Annotated in this window: 20 protein-coding genes; 11 read left to right on the forward strand and 9 right to left on the reverse strand. The window is 62.7% G+C overall.

Translation table 11 applies throughout. The features are described from left to right. Positions 1–83: 83 nt before the first annotated feature. Entirely contained in the window at positions 84–620 is a 537-nt protein-coding gene (locus ACIU1A_RS11810; RefSeq protein ID WP_404927353.1) for a hypothetical protein, read from the forward strand. Positions 621–792: 172 nt separating this feature from the next. Beyond that, the gene (locus ACIU1A_RS11815; RefSeq protein ID WP_404927354.1) at positions 793–1,422 is read left to right on the forward strand and encodes a MarC family protein; all 630 of its coding nucleotides are present in this window, start codon (positions 793–795) and stop codon (positions 1,420–1,422) included. A 5-nt stretch (positions 1,423–1,427) separates the two neighbouring features. Here the strand turns inward: ACIU1A_RS11815 and ACIU1A_RS11820 are convergent, their stop codons facing one another. Genes ACIU1A_RS11820 through ACIU1A_RS11830 form a run of 3 tightly spaced genes read right to left on the reverse strand, consistent with a single transcriptional unit; the run spans position 1,428 to position 2,842 of the window. Continuing rightward, complete coding sequence (locus ACIU1A_RS11820) at positions 1,428–1,853, reverse strand: OsmC family protein (protein ID WP_404927355.1); 426 nt, start codon at positions 1,851–1,853, stop codon at positions 1,428–1,430. Between the two features lie 22 nt (positions 1,854–1,875). Next, entirely contained in the window at positions 1,876–2,289 is a 414-nt protein-coding gene (locus tag ACIU1A_RS11825) for a DUF2306 domain-containing protein (RefSeq protein ID WP_404927356.1), read from the reverse strand. A gap of 40 nt (positions 2,290–2,329) precedes the next feature. Beyond that, a complete protein-coding gene (locus ACIU1A_RS11830) occupies positions 2,330–2,842 on the reverse strand; it encodes a single-stranded DNA-binding protein (protein WP_140498840.1) in 513 nt (170 codons plus the stop codon). Between the two features lie 212 nt (positions 2,843–3,054). On the opposite strand from ACIU1A_RS11830, the gene ACIU1A_RS11835 reads away from it, so the two are divergent. The 9 genes from ACIU1A_RS11835 (at position 3,055) to ACIU1A_RS11875 (ending at position 11,962) form a co-directional block, all read left to right on the forward strand. Continuing rightward, entirely contained in the window at positions 3,055–3,444 is a 390-nt protein-coding gene (locus tag ACIU1A_RS11835; protein ID WP_404927357.1) for a cupin domain-containing protein, read from the forward strand. A gap of 44 nt (positions 3,445–3,488) precedes the next feature. Then, the gene (locus ACIU1A_RS11840; protein ID WP_140656346.1) at positions 3,489–3,803 is read left to right on the forward strand and encodes a helix-turn-helix transcriptional regulator; all 315 of its coding nucleotides are present in this window, start codon (positions 3,489–3,491) and stop codon (positions 3,801–3,803) included. After that, a complete protein-coding gene (locus ACIU1A_RS11845; protein ID WP_140515306.1) occupies positions 3,800–4,303 on the forward strand; it encodes an SRPBCC domain-containing protein in 504 nt (167 codons plus the stop codon). Before ACIU1A_RS11840 ends, ACIU1A_RS11845 begins: the two co-directional genes overlap by 4 nt. 31 nt (positions 4,304–4,334) lie before the next feature. After that, a complete protein-coding gene (locus ACIU1A_RS11850) occupies positions 4,335–4,940 on the forward strand; it encodes an ATP-dependent Clp protease proteolytic subunit (protein ID WP_140498846.1) in 606 nt (201 codons plus the stop codon). Positions 4,941–5,036: 96 nt separating this feature from the next. Beyond that, positions 5,037–5,318 carry a hypothetical protein gene (locus ACIU1A_RS11855; protein WP_140560963.1) on the forward strand — a complete coding sequence of 94 codons (282 nt, stop codon included), beginning with the start codon at positions 5,037–5,039 and terminating at the stop codon, positions 5,316–5,318. 708 nt (positions 5,319–6,026) lie between these two features. Beyond that, on the forward strand, positions 6,027–8,948 hold the full coding sequence (uvrA, locus tag ACIU1A_RS11860) for an excinuclease ABC subunit UvrA (protein WP_140498850.1): 2,922 nt from the start codon (positions 6,027–6,029) through the stop codon (positions 8,946–8,948). A 28-nt stretch (positions 8,949–8,976) separates the two neighbouring features. After that, positions 8,977–9,447, forward strand: coding sequence for a GNAT family N-acetyltransferase (locus ACIU1A_RS11865; protein WP_404927358.1), 471 nt, complete (start codon positions 8,977–8,979; stop codon positions 9,445–9,447). A 42-nt stretch (positions 9,448–9,489) separates the two neighbouring features. Further along, positions 9,490–10,302 carry a DUF72 domain-containing protein gene (locus ACIU1A_RS11870; RefSeq protein ID WP_140515303.1) on the forward strand — a complete coding sequence of 271 codons (813 nt, stop codon included), beginning with the start codon at positions 9,490–9,492 and terminating at the stop codon, positions 10,300–10,302. 508 nt (positions 10,303–10,810) lie between these two features. Then, entirely contained in the window at positions 10,811–11,962 is a 1,152-nt protein-coding gene (locus ACIU1A_RS11875; protein ID WP_140664316.1) for a GGDEF domain-containing protein, read from the forward strand. Between the two features lie 51 nt (positions 11,963–12,013). Here ACIU1A_RS11875 and ACIU1A_RS11880 read toward each other — a convergent pair whose 3' ends face one another. The 6 genes from ACIU1A_RS11880 to urtA all read right to left on the reverse strand — a co-directional run bounded on the left by ACIU1A_RS11880 (position 12,014) and on the right by urtA (position 18,198). After that, a complete protein-coding gene (locus tag ACIU1A_RS11880; protein ID WP_140498860.1) occupies positions 12,014–12,190 on the reverse strand; it encodes a hypothetical protein in 177 nt (58 codons plus the stop codon). Positions 12,191–12,420: 230 nt separating this feature from the next. Next, complete coding sequence (gene urtE, locus ACIU1A_RS11885; RefSeq protein WP_140557767.1) at positions 12,421–13,116, reverse strand: urea ABC transporter ATP-binding subunit UrtE; 696 nt, start codon at positions 13,114–13,116, stop codon at positions 12,421–12,423. Between the two features lie 69 nt (positions 13,117–13,185). Then, the gene (gene urtD, locus ACIU1A_RS11890; RefSeq protein ID WP_404927359.1) at positions 13,186–13,932 is read right to left on the reverse strand and encodes an urea ABC transporter ATP-binding protein UrtD; all 747 of its coding nucleotides are present in this window, start codon (positions 13,930–13,932) and stop codon (positions 13,186–13,188) included. 6 nt (positions 13,933–13,938) lie between these two features. After that, complete coding sequence (gene urtC, locus ACIU1A_RS11895) at positions 13,939–15,168, reverse strand: urea ABC transporter permease subunit UrtC (protein ID WP_404927360.1); 1,230 nt, start codon at positions 15,166–15,168, stop codon at positions 13,939–13,941. Beyond that, positions 15,165–16,781: an urea ABC transporter permease subunit UrtB gene (gene urtB / locus ACIU1A_RS11900; RefSeq protein WP_404927361.1), complete on the reverse strand. Its 1,617-nt coding sequence runs from the start codon at positions 16,779–16,781 to the stop codon at positions 15,165–15,167. The genes urtC and urtB overlap by 4 nt, the downstream gene beginning before the upstream one ends. Before the next feature lie 106 nt (positions 16,782–16,887). Next, positions 16,888–18,198 carry an urea ABC transporter substrate-binding protein gene (gene urtA, locus ACIU1A_RS11905; protein ID WP_404927362.1) on the reverse strand — a complete coding sequence of 437 codons (1,311 nt, stop codon included), beginning with the start codon at positions 18,196–18,198 and terminating at the stop codon, positions 16,888–16,890. Between the last annotated feature and the right edge of the window lie 46 nt (positions 18,199–18,244).

An 18,244-nucleotide genomic window follows, 5' to 3' on the forward strand; every position in this document is an offset into this window, starting at 1 on the left:
TGAAAGATAGCAATTTTTCCCAAGCGCAGAACCCTGCCCCGGCCTATCGCTTGCGGTCTCCTGACAGCATGAAGGCACCAGCCATGACCAACCAGCCCACTTTTACCGAAGCCCTGCACAGCGACGGGCCCGCCCCCGGCTTTGCCGAGAATTTGGATCTCTACGGCCGCTTCGTCGGCGCCTGGACTTTCGATGCCAGCCGTCATCTCGAGGACGGCACCGTGCTGACCGGACGCGGCGAGGTGCATTTCGGCTGGGTGCTGGAAGGCCGCGCGATCCAGGACGTCTGGATCCTGCCCGCGCGCGATGCCGACCCCTCGCCTTCTCTCGGCAAATGGACCTTTTATGGCACGACTTTGCGCGTCTACGATCCCGGCGCAAACGCCTGGCATATCTTTTGGAGCGATCCCCGAAACCAATACTACAGCCGGCAACTCGGCCGCGCCGAGGGCGAAACGATTGTCCAAGTGGGCGCCGACGGCACCGGTTCCTCCGTACGTTGGAGCTTTTCACGGATCACGGAAAATTCCTTCCGCTGGCTCGGCGAGCGCTCGCACGACAATGGCGCGACATGGCGGCTCGAAGTGGAATTCCTGGCGCGGCGCTCTGACCGTACCTGATCAAGCAAGCCGCGACGCAAACTCAGGCATTCCCTAGCGTTCTTTCGCGTCCCCCTCGGCCCAGCCAGCCTTCGCAGAGTTCGCGAGCCGCCTCTCCCCGGCCGGTTTCCTCCGTCCCTGCTTTGCTCTACCAATGTCGGGATGCGGGCTCGGCCCGGCGGGAGGGTGAGAAATGCCGAGTTTCGACAGCCTGTTCAACGCCTTCGTCACCATTCTGGTGACCATCGACCCGCCCGGGCTGGCGCCGCTCTTTTTGGCGATAACGCGCGGCATGAACCGCGAGGAGCGCCAGCAGGTCTCGGTCCGCGCCTCGGTCATCGGCTTCCTTGTGATGGCGCTGTTCGCCGTAGCCGGCGCCTCGATCCTGTCGGTGTTCGGCATCACGCTGCCGGCCTTCCGCGTCGCCGGCGGGTTCCTCTTGTTCTTCATCGCTTTCGAAATGGTGTTCGAGCGCCGGCAGGACCGCAAAGAGAAGATCGGCGACGTGGCCATCACCAAGGACATGATCCACAACATCGCCGCCTTCCCGCTGGCGATCCCGCTGATCGCCGGCCCCGGCGCGATCTCGGCGACCGTGCTGCTTTCCGGCTCGTTTCAGGGTTTTGGCGCCCAGGCGGCACTGGTCGGCATCATCTTCGTCTGCCTCGCCATCACCTATCTGGTGTTCGTGCTCTCGGAGCGCATCGACCGCATCTTTGGCCAGACCGGCCGCTCGATCCTGACCCGCCTGCTCGGCGTCATCCTGGCGGCGCTTGCCGTGCAGTTCGTGGCGGACGGCATCAAGGCGCTGATGGCCTCGTAGGCCGCTTATTTTTCCGTCGTGTCGATAATTTCGAAATCGTGGGTAATGGTGGCAGTCTTGGCCATCATGGCCGAAGCCGAACAGTATTTTTCGATCGAGAGATCGATCGCCCGCTTCACCTTGTCGGACGACAGCGCCCTGCCCTTGACCACGAAGTGCATATGGATGCGGGTGAATACCCGGGGGTCCGTTTCGGCCCGGTCGGCGTCGAGTTCAACAATACAGTCTTCGACCGCTTCGCGCCCCTTTTCGAGGATATGGACGACATCATAGGCCGAGCAGCCGCCGGTGCCGATCAGCACCAGCTCCATCGGGCTCGGCCCCGGCGTTCTCCCTTCAGGGCCGAACGCGGTTCCCAGCACGACCTTGTGACCCGTGCCGGACTCGCCGACGAAAGTGCGTTCCTCGACCCATTTGATGCGTGCTTTCAACTGATATTCCTTCCACTCGGGATCACGGTCCGGCTTGCGCGACGCCGAAGACGACATCGTGCATGACCCTGCCCGGCAACAGCGTGAAGATGCCGGCGCCGACCAACGCAAAGACATACAGCGCAATCATCGCCTTCCGGTGCTTGGCGACCCGATGATTACGTGCATGCCAGACCGCCAGCGGCACCGTGACCAGCACCAGGATCGACAAGAGATGGATCGGGCCGAAAGGGCCAAGGAGCCGTATCTGCCGGATCCAGAAACTCGAGATGGCGACGGCCAGCATCAGCGCCGCCCAGAGATAGCCCATAGCGCGGTGGCGCAGCGTGCCTTTCGGCAGCGCCAGCTGCGCGCCGCCTATCGCCAGCGCGGCAAAGGCCGCGAACGCATGCCATGGGATCGGGGGACGTGCGGATAGCAGCGGTCCTAGCGACATCGCGCCCTCTCCTCAAATGCCCGTCACGCCGTGTCGATGCTCAGAACGGAATTTCGTCGTCCAGCTCGCGCGACGAACCGCCGCCGCCCTTGGGAGCGCCGCCGCCACGATTGAAGCCTTCGTTCGGGCCGGACTGGCCGAAATCGGAACCACGGCTGCCGCCGCCGGAATAACCGCCGACCTGGCCGCCCTCGCCCTGGCCGCGCGCGTCGAGCATCTGCAGCTCGCCGCGGAATCTCTGCAGCACGACTTCCGTCGTGTATTTGTCGGCACCGGTCTGGTCTTGCCATTTGCGTGTCTGCAACTGGCCCTCGACATAAACCTTCATGCCCTTCTTCAGATACTGCTCGGCAACCTTGGCGATGCCCTCATTGAAGATGACGACATTATGCCACTCGGTCTTTTCCTTGCGCTCGCCGGAATTCTTGTCGCGCCAGCTTTCCGATGTTGCGATGCGGATGTTGACGACAGGCTCGCCCGAGTTCAGGCGGCGGATTTCCGGGTCCGCTCCGAGATTGCCGACCAGAATGACCTTATTGACGCTACCCGCCATGATACTTCTCCGCGCTCGTCCGAAACAAAATTTTGTCGCAGCACCTTACAGGTTGCGCACACCCGTCGCTTGCTGTGGCTGCCTTTTCCCACAAGGTTTTTGTTCTCTTTTCGTTCTATGACCCAAATGGCGTTCTGTCAATGTGTGTCATCAAGATGTAGTGTTCCGGTCTGAAATTTCCACGAATTGGGAATGGGTCGGGGGCCATCGAAATGAAGCCCGTCGCACATGAGGACCAGCAGCACGAGCAATGGCGAGCAGGTGTGGAAACGCGTATGCATGTGTCGGCTAGCAATGGTGCATCGCAACTTTGCATATTCGAGCAATGGGTCGAGCCCACGGTCGGTGCTCCAACACATTGGCATCCCGTCGAGGAGGTGCTGACCGTTATTGCCGGTAGAGCCGAGATGTGGATCGACGATGAGCGCACCGTCCTGACATCGGGCCAGTCTCTCGTTGTCCCAGCGAACAGGAAACACGGATTCAAGAACGCCGGCACTGAAACGCTTCACATTCATGCCGTGCTTGCGTCGCCGATCTTCGAGGCGACGTTCGATGGCCCTGTCGGAATGGTGAGGCGCTGGCTTCCGATAATCTTGTAAAACATCGCTTGCCAAACCGATAAGTATCGACTTATGCTTTCGTCATGATCGAAGCGGAAATTTTCCGGGCGCTGGCCGACCCCACCCGACGCGCCGTCTATGAACGCCTCGCCACCAGCGAGATGACGGTGTCGCAGCTGCGCACCGGCATGACGGTATCGCAGCCAGCTGTGTCGCAGCACCTGGCGGTGCTGCGCAGCGCAGGCCTGGTGGTCGAGCGGCGGGCGGGCCGCAACGCCTATTACCGCGCCGATCCGCAAGGGCTCGACCCGCTGCTTGGCTGGATCGAACGCTACCGGACGTTCTGGCCCGAGCGCATCGAAAAACTGAGGACGGTTCTCAAGGACATGGACCAATGACGCACGCACCAGTGACCGACGAAAGCCCTGCACGGACCGCCCCCGACGCGATCGAGTTCGAGTGCGATCTCCCCGAGCCGCCGGAAAAGGTATGGCGGGCGCTGACCGTGCCCGAATTGCTTGCGGCCTGGATGATGCCCAACGACATCAATCCTGAGATCGGCAGCAATTTCGCCTTTGCCGGGCCGGATGCGCCGATCGAATGCGAGATCCTCGATGCCGAGCCCGGAAAAAGGCTTCGCTATTCCTGGCGGGAACAGCCGCGGCCCGACGAGGAACGGAACCCGCTCGACAGCATCGTCACCTTCACGCTCGCCCGCACCGTTTCGGGCGGCACGCATCTGCATATTATACATGAAGGCTTTGCCCGTGCGGCGACATCCGCCGCCAGGCCCATGGTGACCATGGCAGGCGCCGGCTGCCGGCTTTCATTCGCTGCGCGTGCCTCCGGCCGCCGCCCCGCAGCCAATTCATTTTGCCTTCTGCAGCGCGCCGCTTGAGTGGCCGACACATGAAAAACGGAGAGAGACGATGACCGGTTTTGCCAATCTGGTGCCGATGGTGATCGAGCAGTCGAGCCGCGGCGAGCGCGCCTTCGACATTTTCTCGCGGCTGCTGCGCGAGCGCATCGTCTTTATCAACGGCGAGATCAACGACGGCATGTCGGCGCTGGTCTGCGCCCAGCTTCTGTCGCTGGAATCGGATAATCCCGACAAGGAGATCTCGCTTTACATCAACTCGCCTGGCGGCGTGGTGACCAGCGGCTTCGCCATCTACGACACGATGCAATATGTCAGCTGTCCGGTGTCGACGGTGTGCATGGGCTTTGCCGCCTCGATGGCTTCGTTCCTGCTGATGGCTGGCACGCCGGGACGGCGCATCGCGCTGCCCAACGCCAGCCTCGTCCTGCACCAGCCGCTGGGCGGCTTCCAGGGTCAGGCATCGGACATCCAGCGTCACGCCGAAGGCATTCTGCGCACCAAGCGGCAGATGACCGAGCTCTATGCGCGCCATTGCGGCCGCACCTATGAAGAGGTCGAGCGCACGCTCGACCGGGACTATTTCATGACCGCCGAGGAAGCGAAGGCATGGGGTCTCGTCGATCATGTCTACGACACCCGCAAAAAGGCGGCGTGACCGGCACAAGCACGATGAATTGCGACGGCCCCGCCGTCCGGCGATTTGATGACCGCCGGTCTGGCCACCTCGGCGGGGCGGCGCTATAACCGGCCGATGATCGACAGCCGCTTATTCCAACCTTGGCGTCTTGCCGTCACTATTTTCGCCGGTGCGCTCATGCTGGCCGGCGGCGCCTTTGCCAACGACAGCCAGAAAGGCAGCCTGCCCGGTGTGGCCGGCGATTATCGCATCGCCAAGCCGGCCCCGCAGCCCGAACCCGATGACGCCTTCCCCGCCAACGGCAACGGCCGGTTCAAGATCGGCGATACCGATGTCAGGATTTCCGGCAGCATCACGGTCGATGTCGGCGCCGGCGGGATCAAACCGCCGCGGTAGCTGACATGTCGGGGCCGTCATTACCTCCGCGTTCCCCCAAAAGAGCAGCCCCGCCGTGCTTTTAGCAAACGGACGGGGCTTTTCTGGATCTATAATCCAATCTTTCGCCGGGAATGTTTTACCGGCTTTCGATTTCGGATGCTTCGCGGCGTTCAGCCGACGATCCGACCAGTAGTCTCTGATTTTGGTGCATCCGGCAGCGTCACGTCGGAAGGCGCTCGCGTCTCCCTGGCATTCATGCCTGCCGCGGCTCCAGTCACTGCTGGAGCCTCAAGGGACTGTCCGGTGGCGTCATGCTCCACTCCTGTGTCCATTGCGACAATCGTCGTCAGAAGCACTGATCGCAATAGCCCGCGGCGTCTCGCAGGCCGCCTTTGGGCGACGAGGCCATCGAAAGACAGCCGGCTTCATTGACGTGTGGAGTCTGCTCCCCTCAGCCGGGGACGTCAACCGCTCGATGTCCGATCGGAAAAAATGTGATCGAGCGACATATCCCCTGATGGGAACCACGCCGCCTGCTCCACCGCTTTTGTCAGGAGCGCGTTCGGTCTTTGTTCTTTCCGCTTGCCCGTTCGTGCGAAAGACGGTTAAACGACTTGGTCGAGAATTGTGGCGTCTCTCGACGCGGCGGCAAAAATACCTACATAGGGGACGGCCGGGGAAAACCCGCCGATCCCACAAATTCCAGATCTGAGGCGGCGACCGGCAATGGCCGACCATAAATATCTTTCCATTCGCGGGGCGCGCGAACACAATCTGAAGAATGTCGATCTCGACCTGCCGCGTGACAGCCTGATCGTCATGACGGGCCTGTCGGGCTCCGGCAAATCGTCGCTTGCCTTCGACACCATCTATGCCGAAGGCCAGCGCCGCTATGTCGAGAGCCTGTCGGCCTATGCGCGGCAATTCCTCGAAATGATGCAGAAGCCGGATGTCGACCAGATCGACGGCCTTTCGCCGGCCATCTCCATCGAGCAGAAGACCACTTCGAAGAACCCGCGCTCGACGGTCGGCACCGTCACCGAGATATACGACTACATGCGGCTTCTATTCGCGCGTGTCGGCGTACCCTATTCGCCCGCCACCGGACTGCCGATCGAGAGCCAGACGGTGTCGCAGATGGTCGATCGCGTGCTGGCGGTCGAGGAAGGCACGCGCCTGTTCATCCTGGCGCCGATCGTGCGCGGCCGCAAAGGCGAGTACCGCAAGGAATTGCTCGAGCTGCAGAAAAAGGGATTTCAGCGCGTCAAGGTCGACGGCGTCTTCTATGAGATCGCTGATGTGCCGCCACTCGACAAGAAATACAAGCACGACATCGACGTGGTCGTGGACCGCATCGTCGTGCGTGGCGACCTCGCAACGCGCCTTGCCGATTCCATGGAGACCGCGCTGAAGCTCGCGGAGGGGCTGGCGGTGGCGGAGTTCGCCGATAAGCCGCTCGATGCCAGTCAGACGGGCGAGGATTCGGTCAACAAGTCGAAGAACGAGACGCATGAGCGCATCCTGTTCTCGGAAAAATTCGCCTGTCCGGTCTCCGGTTTCACCATTCCCGAGATCGAGCCCAGGCTGTTCTCGTTCAACAACCCGTTCGGCGCCTGCCCGACCTGCGACGGGCTGGGCAGCCAGCGCGCCATCGATCCCAATCTGGTCGTTCCCGACGAGAACGTCTCGCTGCGCGATGGCGCCGTCAGCCCATGGGCGAAATCGACTTCGCCCTACTACGTGCAGACGCTGGAGGCGCTCGGCAAGGCTTACGGCTTCAAACTCGGCGACAAGTTCAAGGATTTGAGCAGGGAAGCCCAGGAAGCCATCCTGCGCGGCACCGGCGAGCGCGAGATCACCTTCCAGTATGATGACGGCCTGCGCTCCTACAAGACGACCAAGACCTTCGAGGGCGTCATCCCCAACCTCGAGCGGCGCTGGAAAGAGACCGAATCCGCCTGGATGCGCGAGGAGATCGAGCGCTTCATGTCGGCCACCCCCTGCCCGGCCTGTCGTGGCTACAGGCTGAAGCCGGAAGCGCTGGCGGTGAAGATCGCCGGCAAGCACATCGGCGAAGTGACCGAACAGTCGATCCGCAAGGCCGACCAGTGGTTCACCGACCTGCCGGCGCAGCTCAACGACAAGCAGAACGAGATCGCCGTGCGCGTGCTCAAGGAAATCCGCGAGCGGCTGCGCTTCCTCAACGACGTCGGCCTCGATTATCTCACTTTGTCGCGCAATTCCGGCACGCTGTCGGGCGGCGAGAGCCAGCGCATCCGGCTGGCATCGCAGATCGGCTCCGGCCTCACCGGCGTGCTCTACGTGCTGGACGAACCGTCGATCGGCCTGCACCAGCGCGATAATGCGCGCCTGCTCGACACGCTCAAGCACCTGCGCGACATCGGCAACACGGTCATCGTGGTCGAGCATGACGAGGACGCCATCCTGCATGCCGACTACGTCGTCGACATCGGTCCGGCCGCCGGCATCCATGGCGGCGAAATCATTGCCCAGGGCACGCCGCAGCAGGTGATGGCCAACCCGAATTCGATCACCGGCAAATACCTTTCGGGCGAGCTCGAAGTGGCGACACCAGCGGTTCGCCGCGAGGCGAAGAAGAACCGCCGCCTGAAAGTCGTCGGCGCGCGCGGCAACAATCTGAAGAACGTCACCGCCGAAATTCCGCTGGGCACCTTCACCGCCGTCACCGGCGTATCGGGCGGCGGCAAATCGACCTTCCTGATCGAAACGCTTTTCAAGGCGGCCTCGCGCCGCATCATGGGCTCGCGCGAGCATCCGGCCGAGCACGACCGCATCGAGGGCCTGGAGTTCCTCGACAAGGTCATCGACATCGACCAGTCGCCGATCGGACGGACCCCGCGCTCCAACCCCGCCACCTATACCGGCGCCTTCACGCCGATCCGCGACTGGTTCGCGGGCCTGCCGGAAGCCAAGGCGCGCGGCTACCAACCGGGCCGCTTCTCCTTCAACGTCAAGGGCGGCCGCTGCGAGGCCTGCCAGGGCGACGGCGTCATCAAGATCGAGATGCACTTCTTGCCCGACGTCTACGTCACCTGCGACGTCTGCCACGGCAAGCGCTATAACAGAGAGACGCTCGACGTGCTGTTCAAGGGCAAGTCGATCGCCGACGTGCTCGACATGACAGTCGAGGAAGGCGTTGATTTCTTCGCCGCGGTGCCCGGTGTGCGCGACAAGCTCGACACGCTGAAGCAGGTCGGCCTCGGCTACATCCATATCGGCCAGCAGGCAACCACGTTGTCGGGCGGCGAGGCGCAGCGGATAAAACTCGCCAAGGAGCTGTCGCGCAAGGCGACCGGCAAGACGCTCTATATCCTGGACGAGCCGACCACTGGCCTGCACTTTCACGATGTCGCCAAGCTGCTGGAAGTGCTGCACGAACTGGTCGACCAGGGCAACACGGTGGTGGTGATCGAGCACAATCTCGAAGTGATCAAGACCGCCGACTGGGTGCTCGACCTCGGCCCCGAGGGTGGCGATGGCGGCGGCGAGCTGGTCGCCTCCGGCACGCCGGAAGCGATCGTGCGCGAAAAACGCAGCTACACCGGCCAATTCCTCAAGGAATTGCTGGAGCGACGCCCCGGAGGCAAGCGCGAAGCGGCGGAGTGATAGCGGGCTGGCGTTGGGAATCCTCGAAATGAAGATCAGGAAAGCCCTCGCCCCGGATGTCACCGCCGTCATGACTCTGACCACGGATGCCTACGCGCCCTCCACCGCGCTGTTGGGCGCGCCGCCGATCCCGGTCACCGAAGACTATGCGCCGCGCATCGAACGCGGCGAGGCCTGGCTGCTGGAGAGCGGCGATGACCTGGCCGGGCTGATCGTCCTGGAGCGGCATGACGACCACGCGATGATCTTCTCCGTCGCGGTGCCGCCCGCCTTCCAGGGCAAGGGCTTTGGCATCGCGCTGCTGAAACATGCGGATCAGCAGGCGCGCCTGTGGGGCGTGCCGGAGGTGCGGCTCTACACCAATGCGAAAATGGAGCGCAACATCGCGCTCTATTTGGCCTACGGCTATCGCGAAATGAGTCGTCGGCCCAATCCCTACCGGCCAGGATGGGTGCTCGTCGACATGGCCAAGCCGGTCGACGAGGTCACGGCGGCCTGATTTTTCTGAACGCGGCCAGATTTCTGAAACGGGAGGACGACAATGAGCAAATCGGGAACAATCCGCGCCGGCATGGGCGGCTGGACCTTCGAGCCGTGGGACACGTCCTTCTACCCGGAAAAACTCCCCAAGGCCAAGCAGTTGCAATACGCCAGCCGGCAGGTACCGAGCATCGAGGTCAACGGCACCTACTATTCCAGCTTCAAGGAACCGACCTTCGTCAAATGGGCCAATGAGGCCCCCGACGGTTTCGTCTACTCGCTGAAGGGCAACCGCTTCGTCACCAACCGCCGCGTGCTGGGCGAAGCCGGTGAATCGATGATGCGTTTCCTTGGCTCCGGCGTCGCCGCGCTCGGCGATAAGCTTGGGCCGATCCTTTGGCAGTTCGCGCCGACAAAGAAATTCGATCCCGATGATTTCGAGGCTTTTCTGAAGTTGTTGCCGGAAAGCCAAGACGGTGTCGCGTTGCGCCACGCGCTTGAAGTTCGCAACGACAGTTTCATCGTGCCGGAATTCCCGGCGCTCGCGCGCAAATACAAGGCGGCCATCGTCTATGCCGATCACGCAAAATATCCTGATATCGCCGATATCACCGGCGATTTCATCTATGCGCGGCTGCAGACCGGCTCGGATGACAATCCCGACTGCTACACGCCAAAAGGCCTCGATGAATGGGCGGCGCGGGCCAAGGTCTGGGCGGAAGGCAAGCAGCCGGCCGATTTGCGGCGCGCCGACCCTGCTACCGACGCGCCGGTGCAACCGCGCGACGTGTTCGTCTACTTCATCACCGAGGGCAAGGTGCGCGCGCCCTTCGGCGCCATGGCGCTGATGAAGCGAGTGACAGAAACCAGCTAAGCGGCAAGCCTCTGCGGCTATTTCCATTTGCATGAATTGCCGGCGTCAACAGCCTCTGTCGGAACCTCAAGGCGTCATCGTCGTTTTGCCTTGGTGGCGGGTTCCCGCGCGGGAAAACCAGCAGAAAAGCGAGGAAGGATGGCTGTCATCCTTATCGGTGCGTTTCTCATCGTCGCCGGCGTTGTGTATATGGCGGGCGCAGCTCTCAGGCGTGGACGGCTCAGCGATCCGGCACCTGCAGCTTCGGATCGACGGATGCCAAATCTCGCAAGGCAGGCCCCGACGCTTGAGCCACGCCGGCGCGGCCTCGGTTTCCTAGGCGTGTCACAGAATTGGCCGGGTCTGCTGATGATGGCGGTCGGTGCGGTTCTGCTCCTGTCGGCGGTAGTCCTCTAACGCCGTGCAAGCTTGGCTTTTTCGCCGCGATCGTAACCTTATCGACACTTCCTTGCGTCATGACTCCAGCAACGTCAGGCTGCAGGGTCGTCGCGGGCAAGGAACGAGGGGCATGTCGCTCGACTACAACTCACTTCTGCTGGCGGTCGGTTTCTCCGCTGCCTGCCTGAGCCTGACGCTGTTCGGCACATGGCTCACCGCCCGCACCGACAAGTTCCTGCTCACCTGGGCGCTCAGCGCCTTGCTGGTGGTGGGCGAGGTCTTCACCTATGACGCCTATATCGACGCGCCCAGGCGCGGCCTCGGCATCGCCACCTTCACCTTGCTGCTGGTCGGCTTCTCCATGATGCTGGGCGCCGCCTACCAATTCAGAAGCGGCGGCTCGCCGGTCTCCAGGATTTTAATCGGCAGCGGCATTTCGCTGGCGGTGGCGCTGCCGCCCATGGCTCTCGGCTATGACGGGCTCGGCTTCATGTTCGAGAACCTGTTCGCGGCCCTGCTCCTGTTCGCAACCGCCGCCGAATACTGGAAGGGCCGCGCCGAGGCCCCAGCGCTTACCATCGGCGCCGCCGCACTCTATTCAGCGACCGCCATGTCCTTCCTGCTCTGCGCGACGGTTTTGGCATGGGACGGCAAGCTGATCATGAGCCATGCGCCAAGGAACTGGGCCGAGGATCTCAGCCTCATCGTCGTCATCGCCAGCATGACCGGCATCGGCGCCTTGTCGCTGGCCCTCAACCAGGGGCGTCTGGCGGGGCATCACCGCCGCAACGCGCTGACGGATCAGCTGACCGGCCTGCTCAACCGCCGCGCGCTGTTCGACCTCTTTGGCGATTCTCCCGTCGGCGCCTTTACCGCCGTGGTCGTGTTCGACCTCGATAGCTTCAAGGCCATCAATGACGAGTTCGGCCACGCGACGGGCGATGAGGTGCTGAAAGTGTTCGCCAAGGAGCTTGCCGGCAACCTTCGCCCGACCGATGTCGCCGCGCGCATGGGCGGCGAGGAGTTCGCGGTGGTGCTAAAGCGGACTTTGCCCGAAACAGTGGAAAACACGGCCGAGACGATACGGACCTCGTTCGCCGCGCGCCGCATCGACACCGAGAACGGTCCCCTGACGTGCACCGTCAGCGCCGGCTTTGCTTTCGGCACCAAAGAGGGCCTGAGCTTCGACAAGGTGCTCAGCGCCGCCGACAAGGCGCTCTATGCCGCCAAGCGCGGCGGCCGCAACCGCGTCACCGCCTCTCCATTCCGGCGCGCTAGCTGACCAAGCGCATCAATGCCGTGCCCATCATTGTTGAATGGCCGAATGCGGCTTTTACGCCGCCATGACAATTTCATTGAAGGCATCGAGGTCGACATAGAAGACCTTGGTGATCTCCTCGATCAGCTCGTCGTGGTCATAGCCCTGGGACTTCAGAATGTTGATGGCTGTGATGATGTCGACGCGCTCTGTGAGCCGCCGCTTCTGGTAGTCCTCGACGTAACGTTCCATGGCTGCCCCTTGGCCTGTATGCCCAAACGCGTTGAACGACAGAGATCGCAGGGAGGATGCTAGGAACGCATGCTTGCGCGGAACTTGCCCGTCGCCCACCTCGATCTGCGACAAACCAGACTGATACGGAAGCGGCCGACTCACAAAGCCATCAGAAGACTAGCATGTAGTATTGAGCGTGCCAGCGGGTGTTGAAGAAAGATTGAGCAATCTTTCATCAGGAGATGGATTTACACCGTCAGGAACTTCCTGACATCCGCCCGGTCGAGATCTTCCGCAGGACCAGTATGGACGATCTGGCCGCGGTCCATGATGTTGACCTCGTCGGCGAGTTCGCGGCAGAAGTCGAGATATTGCTCCACGAGAAGAACCGCAATGCCGGCCTGGTCGCGCAAATAGCGGATGGCGCGGCCGATGTCCTTGATAACGGACGGCTGGATACCTTCCGTCGGCTCATCGAGCACCAGAAGCTTGGGCCGCATCACCAGCGCCCTGCCGATGGCGAGCTGCTGCTGCTGGCCGCCGGAGAGATCGCCGCCGCGGCGGCCAAGCATCTGCTTGAGCACCGGAAACAATTCGAAGACATGCGCCGGCACGTTGCGGTCGGCCCGTTTCAGGGGCGAGAATCCCGATTCAAGGTTTTCCCGCACGCTGAGCAGCGGAAAGATCTCCCTGCCCTGCGGCACGAATGCGATGCCCGACCGGGCGCGGTCATACGCCGCGCTCCGGTCGAGCGCCTTCCCCTCGAAGGCAACGCTTCCGCTCGTCAGCCTGTGGTGGCCGACGATCGATCTCATCAAACTGGTCTTGCCGACGCCATTGCGGCCGAGCACGCAAGTGATCTTGCCGGCGCCCGCCTTCAGCGACACGCCGCGCAGCGCCTGGGCGGCGCCGTAGTGGAGCGTGGCATCGGAAACTTCGAGCATGTCAGCGCCTTCTCCAGAACCGAAGGAAGGCAAGATCGAAGCGATGGAATTGCACCCGCCAAACCATGCTCATCTCCCCAGATAGACTTCGACGACGCGTTCATCGGCAGATACGAAATCGAGCGTGCCTTCTGAAAGCACCGAGCCCTCATGCAGGCAGGTGACCTTGACGCCGAGCTCGCGCACGAAATGCATGTCGTGCTCGACGACGATCACCGAATGGTCGCGGGCGATCTCCTTGAGCAGGCGCGCGGTTTCCTCGGTTTCGGCGTCGGTCATGCCGGCGACCGGCTCGTCGACCAGAAGCAGCTTCGGGTCCTGCGCCAGGAGCATGCCGATCTCCAGCCACTGCTTCTGCCCATGGCTGAGACTGGCGGCGAGCTCGTGGCGTTTGTCGCCGAGCCGGATGGTCCCGAGGATGTCATCGATCCGCCGCGTCTCGGCGGGCGAGCGTCGATGGAACAGCGCCGGGAAGATCGAGCGCGGCCCCTTCAGCGCCAGTATCAAATTTTCCTCGATCGTGTGGCTTTCGAAAACCGTCGGCTTCTGGAATTTGCGGCCGATGCCCATCATGGCGATCTCGGCCTCGTCATGCCTGGTGAGATCCACCTGGCCGTCGAAGAACACCTCGCCCTCGTCGGGCCGTGTCTTGCCGGTCACGATGTCCATCATCGTGGTCTTGCCGGCGCCGTTGGGGCCGATGATGGCGCGCATCTCGCCCTTGTCGAGCACCAGCGACAGATTGTTGATGGCGCGAAACCCGTCGAAGGAAACCGAGACGCCGTCGAGATAGAGAATGGTGTTCGACCTCGACATCGCTCGTTACTCCGCCGGCTGTGGTTCGAGGCTGGACGAGGACCATTCGCCGGGTGTTCTGGCCGCCGCCTGCACGACTTTGGACGGGGTGATCTCACCATCGGCGCCGGCCTCCTCGGCCAACGATGCCGCGCGCAGCGCCTTGGCGTTGCCGCGCCAGCTATCCCACATGCCGATGATGCCTTTCGGCAAGAGCAGCGTCACGGCGACGAACAGGCCGCCGAGTGCGAACAGCCACAGTTCAGGCAGCACGCCGGTGAACCAGGATTTTCCGGCGTTGACCAGCAGCGCACCGATGATCGGCCCGATGATGGTGCCGCGCCCGCCGACCGCCGCCCAGATCACCACCTCGATCGAATTGGAAGGTTCGAATTCGCCCGGATTGATGATGCCGACCTGCGGCACGTAAAGCGCGCCCGCGACGCCGGCCATGACAGCTGAAACCGTGAAGGCGAACAACTTCACATTCTCAGCCCGCCAGCCGAGGAAGCGGGTGCGGCTTTCGGCATCGCGCACCGCCATCAGCAGCTTGCCGTATTTGGAGCCGACGATTGCCCAGGTGACGAAGACGCCGAGCGCCAGCGTCACCGCGCTTGCCGCGAACAGCGCCGAGCGGGTCGCGTCGGCCTGGACGTTGAAGCCCAGAATGTCCTTGAAATCGGTCAGGCCGTTGTTGCCGCCGAAGCCCATGTCGTTGCGGAAGAAGGCGAGCAGCAGCGCATAGGTCATCGCCTGTGTGATGATGGAGAGATAGACGCCTGTGACGCGGCTGCGGAAGGCGAACCAGCCGAAGACGAAGGCGAGCAGGCCGGGCACCGCGAGCACCATGAGGCCGGCGAACCAGAAATGGTCGAAGCCGGTCCAGAACCAGGGCAGCTCCTTGTAGTTCAGGAATACCATGAAATCAGGCAGGATCGGGTTGCCATAGACGCCGCGCGAGCCGATCTGGCGCATCAGATACATGCCCATCGCGTAGCCGCCGAGCGCGAAGAAGGCGCCGTGGCCGAGCGAAAGGATGCCGCAATAGCCCCAGACAAGATCGAGCGCCAAGGCAAGCAGCGCGTAGCAGAGATATTTGCCGGTCAGCGCCACGATATAGGGCGGGACGTAGAAGGCGCTCGTCGGTGACACAGCAAGATTGAGCAGAGGGCCGACGATCGCGGCCGCGAGCAGGATGAAAATGGTGATGGCGATGCGGCGGTCCGCGCCCGCAGCGAAGAAGCGTCCCGACATCATGCTTCCACCGCCCTGCCCTTGAGCGCGAACAGGCCGCGCGGGCGCTTCTGGATGAACAGGATGATCAGCACCAGCACGACGATCTTGCCGAGCACGGCGCCGGCATAGGGTTCCAGGAACTTGTTGACGATGCCCAGCGAAAAGGCGCCGACCAGCGTGCCCCACAGATTGCCGACGCCGCCGAAGACGACGACCATGAAACTGTCGATGATGTAGCCGCGGCCGAGATTGGGCGAGACATTGTCGATCTGGCTGAGCGCCACGCCGGCAATGCCGGCAATGCCGGAGCCGAGCGCGAAGGTCAGCGCGTCGACCCATGGCGTCCTGATGCCCATAGAGGCGGCCATGCGGCGGTTGGCGGTGACGGCGCGCATCTGTAGGCCCCAGGGGGTGCGCTTCATCACATAGAGCAGCACGGCAAAGACGCTAAGCGCGAAGACCAGGATCCAGAGCCGGTTCCAGGTGATGGCAAGCTGGCCGACATCGAACGAACCCGACATCCAGGAGGGATTGCCGACCTCCTGGTTGGTTGGCCCGAAGATCGAGCGCACTGCCTGCTGCAGGATCAGCGAAACGCCCCATGTCGCCAGCAGCGTCTCCAGCGGCCGCCCGTAGAGGAAGCGGATAACGCCGCGCTCGATGGCAAGGCCGACAAGCCCCGCGACCAGGAAGGCGAGCGGCAGCGCGATCACCAGCGACCAGTCGAACAGGCCGGGAAAGGATGTACGGATCACCTGCTGGACGACGAAGGTCGTGTACGCGCCGAGCATCACCATCTCGCCATGCGCCATGTTGATGACGCCCATGACGCCGAAGGTGATGGCAAGCCCGATCGCCGCCAGCAGCAGCACCGAGCCCAGCGAAATGCCGTACCAGATGTTCTGTCCGGCGTCCCACAGGGCCAGCGTCGAATTGATGTTGGCGATTGCCGCTGTCGCCGCTTCCTTCACTGCGCCCGACGCATTGGCCTCTGCCGAGGTGAGCAGCGATACCGCATCGCGGTCGCCGCGCGCGCCGATCAGGGCGATTGCCGCGAGCTTGTCGGCATCCGGCCGATCCGAGCTCAGGATCGACGCGGCACGAGCCTGTTCCAGCAAGGTCTTGACACTGGCGACCGTCTCATTGGCGATCGCAGCGTCGAGCGGCTCGATGTTTGCGGAATCGGGCGTCTTGAACATGGTGTCGGCGGCGGCGAGCCGCACGGCCGGATCCTTGGCGCCAAGCGTCAGCGTGCCCAGCGCATCGCGGATGGTGCGGCGCAGTGTGTTGTTGACCTTGATCTTGATGATGTCGTCCCTGGCCGCTTCACCGGATGGTTCACCGCTCAGCGGGTCGAAAAGCTGGACCCGTTCGCCGCCTTCCTTGCCGACGAAGACCAGGGAATCGATCTTGTGGATGTAGAGATTGCCATCGGCGAGCGCCGCAAGCGGCCGCTCCACTGCCGGATCGCCGGTCGCCGCCAGGTCGTGAACGACAGCTCCCGTCTCCGAAAAACCCTTGGCGGCGGCGAACTTGGCGATGATGCCACGCAGATCGGCTTCGCCGGCGCCCGATGACGACAGCGTCGCCAGCAAGAACAGCAGTGTCAGGCCAAGTGCGCGGAAAAGGTTCATCGGCGTCAGGCGACTCTTCAGGGTTGAGTTGGACGTCCGGACGGCGAAGGAACCGTCCGGACGCTCGCGGTCATGGGCATGGACCTGAAGGTCCAGCCCGGGAGGATCAGTTTGTGCCCTTGCCGCCGCATTTGCCGGTGGCGACATTGAAGTTGCCGCAGGACAGAGGCGCCCGCCAATCGGAGATCAAGTCCTTGGAGTCGGGCAGGTAATCCGACCACTCGTCGCCCATCACCAGACCCGGCGTGCGCGAAACCGTCTCGAACTGGCCGTCGGCCTGGATTTCACCGATCAGCACCGGCTTGGTGATGTGATGGTTCGGCATCATCGTCGAATAGCCGCCGGTCAGGTTCGGCACCGAGACACCGACCATGGCGTCAATCACCTTGTCCGGATCGGTGGTGCCGGCCTTCTCGACCGCCTTCACCCACATGTTGAAGCCGATATAGTGGGCCTCCATCGGGTCGTTGGTGGTGCGCTTGTCGTTCTTGATGAACTTGTGCCAGTCGGCGATGAACTTCTTGTTCTCGGGCGTGTCGACGCTCTCGAAGTAGTTCCAGGCGGCGAGATGGCCGACCAGCGGCGCCGTGTCGAGACCGGCAAGCTCCTCCTCGCCGACCGAGAAGGCCATGACCGGGATGTCCTCGGCCTTGATGCCCTGGTTGCCCAGTTCCTTGTAGAACGGCACGTTGGCGTCGCCGTTGACGGTGGAGACGACGGCGGTCTTCTTGCCGGCCGAACCGAACTTCTTGATTGCCGAGACTTCGGTCTGCCAGTCCGAGAAACCGAACGGCGTGTAGTTGACCATGATGTCTTCCGCCGCGACGCCCTTGGCCTTTAGATAGGCCTCGAGGATCTTGTTGGTGGTGCGGGGATAGACATAGTCGGTGCCTTCCAGCACCCATCGCTTCACCGAGCCGCCATCCTCGCTCATCAGATAGTCGACGGCCGGAATGGCCTGCTGGTTCGGCGCCGCGCCCGTATAGAACACGTTGCGCTCGCTCTCCTCGCCCTCATACTGGACGGGATAGAACAGGATGTTGTCGAGTTCCGAGAACACCGGCAGCACCGATTTGCGCGACACCGAGGTCCAGCAGCCGAACACCGCCGCGACCTTGTCCTTGGAGATCAGCTCGCGCGCTTTCTCGGCGAAGAGCGGCCAGTTGGACGCCGGATCGACGACGACCGCTTCGAGCTTCTTGCCGAGCAGGCCGCCCTTGGCATTCTGCTCGTCGATGAGCATCAGCATGGCATCCTTCAGCGTCGTCTCCGAAATCGCCATCGTGCCGGACAGCGAATGGAGGATGCCGACCTTGATCGTGTCGTCGGCCGCCTTCGCGGGCGCCGACATCGACAGGCCGGCAGCGATCACGCCCGCCGAAAACATTTTTGTTATTGTCGAGAAATTACCCCTCATGCCTGACACTCCCAAGCTGATTGATTGCAACGCAACACTACGAAGC

Source organism: Mesorhizobium maamorense (genome assembly GCF_044998965.1).
Lineage (GTDB): Bacteria > Pseudomonadota > Alphaproteobacteria > Rhizobiales > Rhizobiaceae > Mesorhizobium.

Bases quoted from the DNA above. Each gene is read 5' to 3' on its own strand.
- ACIU1A_RS11870 (WP_140515303.1), top strand. From the start codon at position 9,490: ATGAGCAAATCGGGAACAATCCGCGCCGGCATGGGCGGCTGGACCTTC.
- ACIU1A_RS11855 (WP_140560963.1), top strand. From the start codon at position 5,037: ATGATCGACAGCCGCTTATTCCAACCTTGGCGTCTTGCCGTCACTATT.
- urtC (WP_404927360.1), bottom strand. From the start codon at position 15,168: ATGATGTCGGGACGCTTCTTCGCTGCGGGCGCGGACCGCCGCATCGCC.
- ACIU1A_RS11810 (WP_404927353.1), top strand. From the start codon at position 84: ATGACCAACCAGCCCACTTTTACCGAAGCCCTGCACAGCGACGGGCCC.
- urtE (WP_140557767.1), bottom strand. From the start codon at position 13,116: ATGCTCGAAGTTTCCGATGCCACGCTCCACTACGGCGCCGCCCAGGCG.
- ACIU1A_RS11835 (WP_404927357.1), top strand. From the start codon at position 3,055: ATGAAGCCCGTCGCACATGAGGACCAGCAGCACGAGCAATGGCGAGCA.
- urtB (WP_404927361.1), bottom strand. From the start codon at position 16,781: ATGAACCTTTTCCGCGCACTTGGCCTGACACTGCTGTTCTTGCTGGCG.
- urtD (WP_404927359.1), bottom strand. From the start codon at position 13,932: ATGTCGAGGTCGAACACCATTCTCTATCTCGACGGCGTCTCGGTTTCC.
- ACIU1A_RS11880 (WP_140498860.1), bottom strand. From the start codon at position 12,190: ATGGAACGTTACGTCGAGGACTACCAGAAGCGGCGGCTCACAGAGCGC.
- uvrA (WP_140498850.1), top strand. From the start codon at position 6,027: ATGGCCGACCATAAATATCTTTCCATTCGCGGGGCGCGCGAACACAAT.
- ACIU1A_RS11840 (WP_140656346.1), top strand. From the start codon at position 3,489: ATGATCGAAGCGGAAATTTTCCGGGCGCTGGCCGACCCCACCCGACGC.
- urtA (WP_404927362.1), bottom strand. From the start codon at position 18,198: ATGAGGGGTAATTTCTCGACAATAACAAAAATGTTTTCGGCGGGCGTG.
- ACIU1A_RS11865 (WP_404927358.1), top strand. From the start codon at position 8,977: ATGAAGATCAGGAAAGCCCTCGCCCCGGATGTCACCGCCGTCATGACT.
- ACIU1A_RS11850 (WP_140498846.1), top strand. From the start codon at position 4,335: ATGACCGGTTTTGCCAATCTGGTGCCGATGGTGATCGAGCAGTCGAGC.
- ACIU1A_RS11830 (WP_140498840.1), bottom strand. From the start codon at position 2,842: ATGGCGGGTAGCGTCAATAAGGTCATTCTGGTCGGCAATCTCGGAGCG.
- ACIU1A_RS11815 (WP_404927354.1), top strand. From the start codon at position 793: ATGCCGAGTTTCGACAGCCTGTTCAACGCCTTCGTCACCATTCTGGTG.
- ACIU1A_RS11845 (WP_140515306.1), top strand. From the start codon at position 3,800: ATGACGCACGCACCAGTGACCGACGAAAGCCCTGCACGGACCGCCCCC.
- ACIU1A_RS11875 (WP_140664316.1), top strand. From the start codon at position 10,811: ATGTCGCTCGACTACAACTCACTTCTGCTGGCGGTCGGTTTCTCCGCT.
- ACIU1A_RS11825 (WP_404927356.1), bottom strand. From the start codon at position 2,289: ATGTCGCTAGGACCGCTGCTATCCGCACGTCCCCCGATCCCATGGCAT.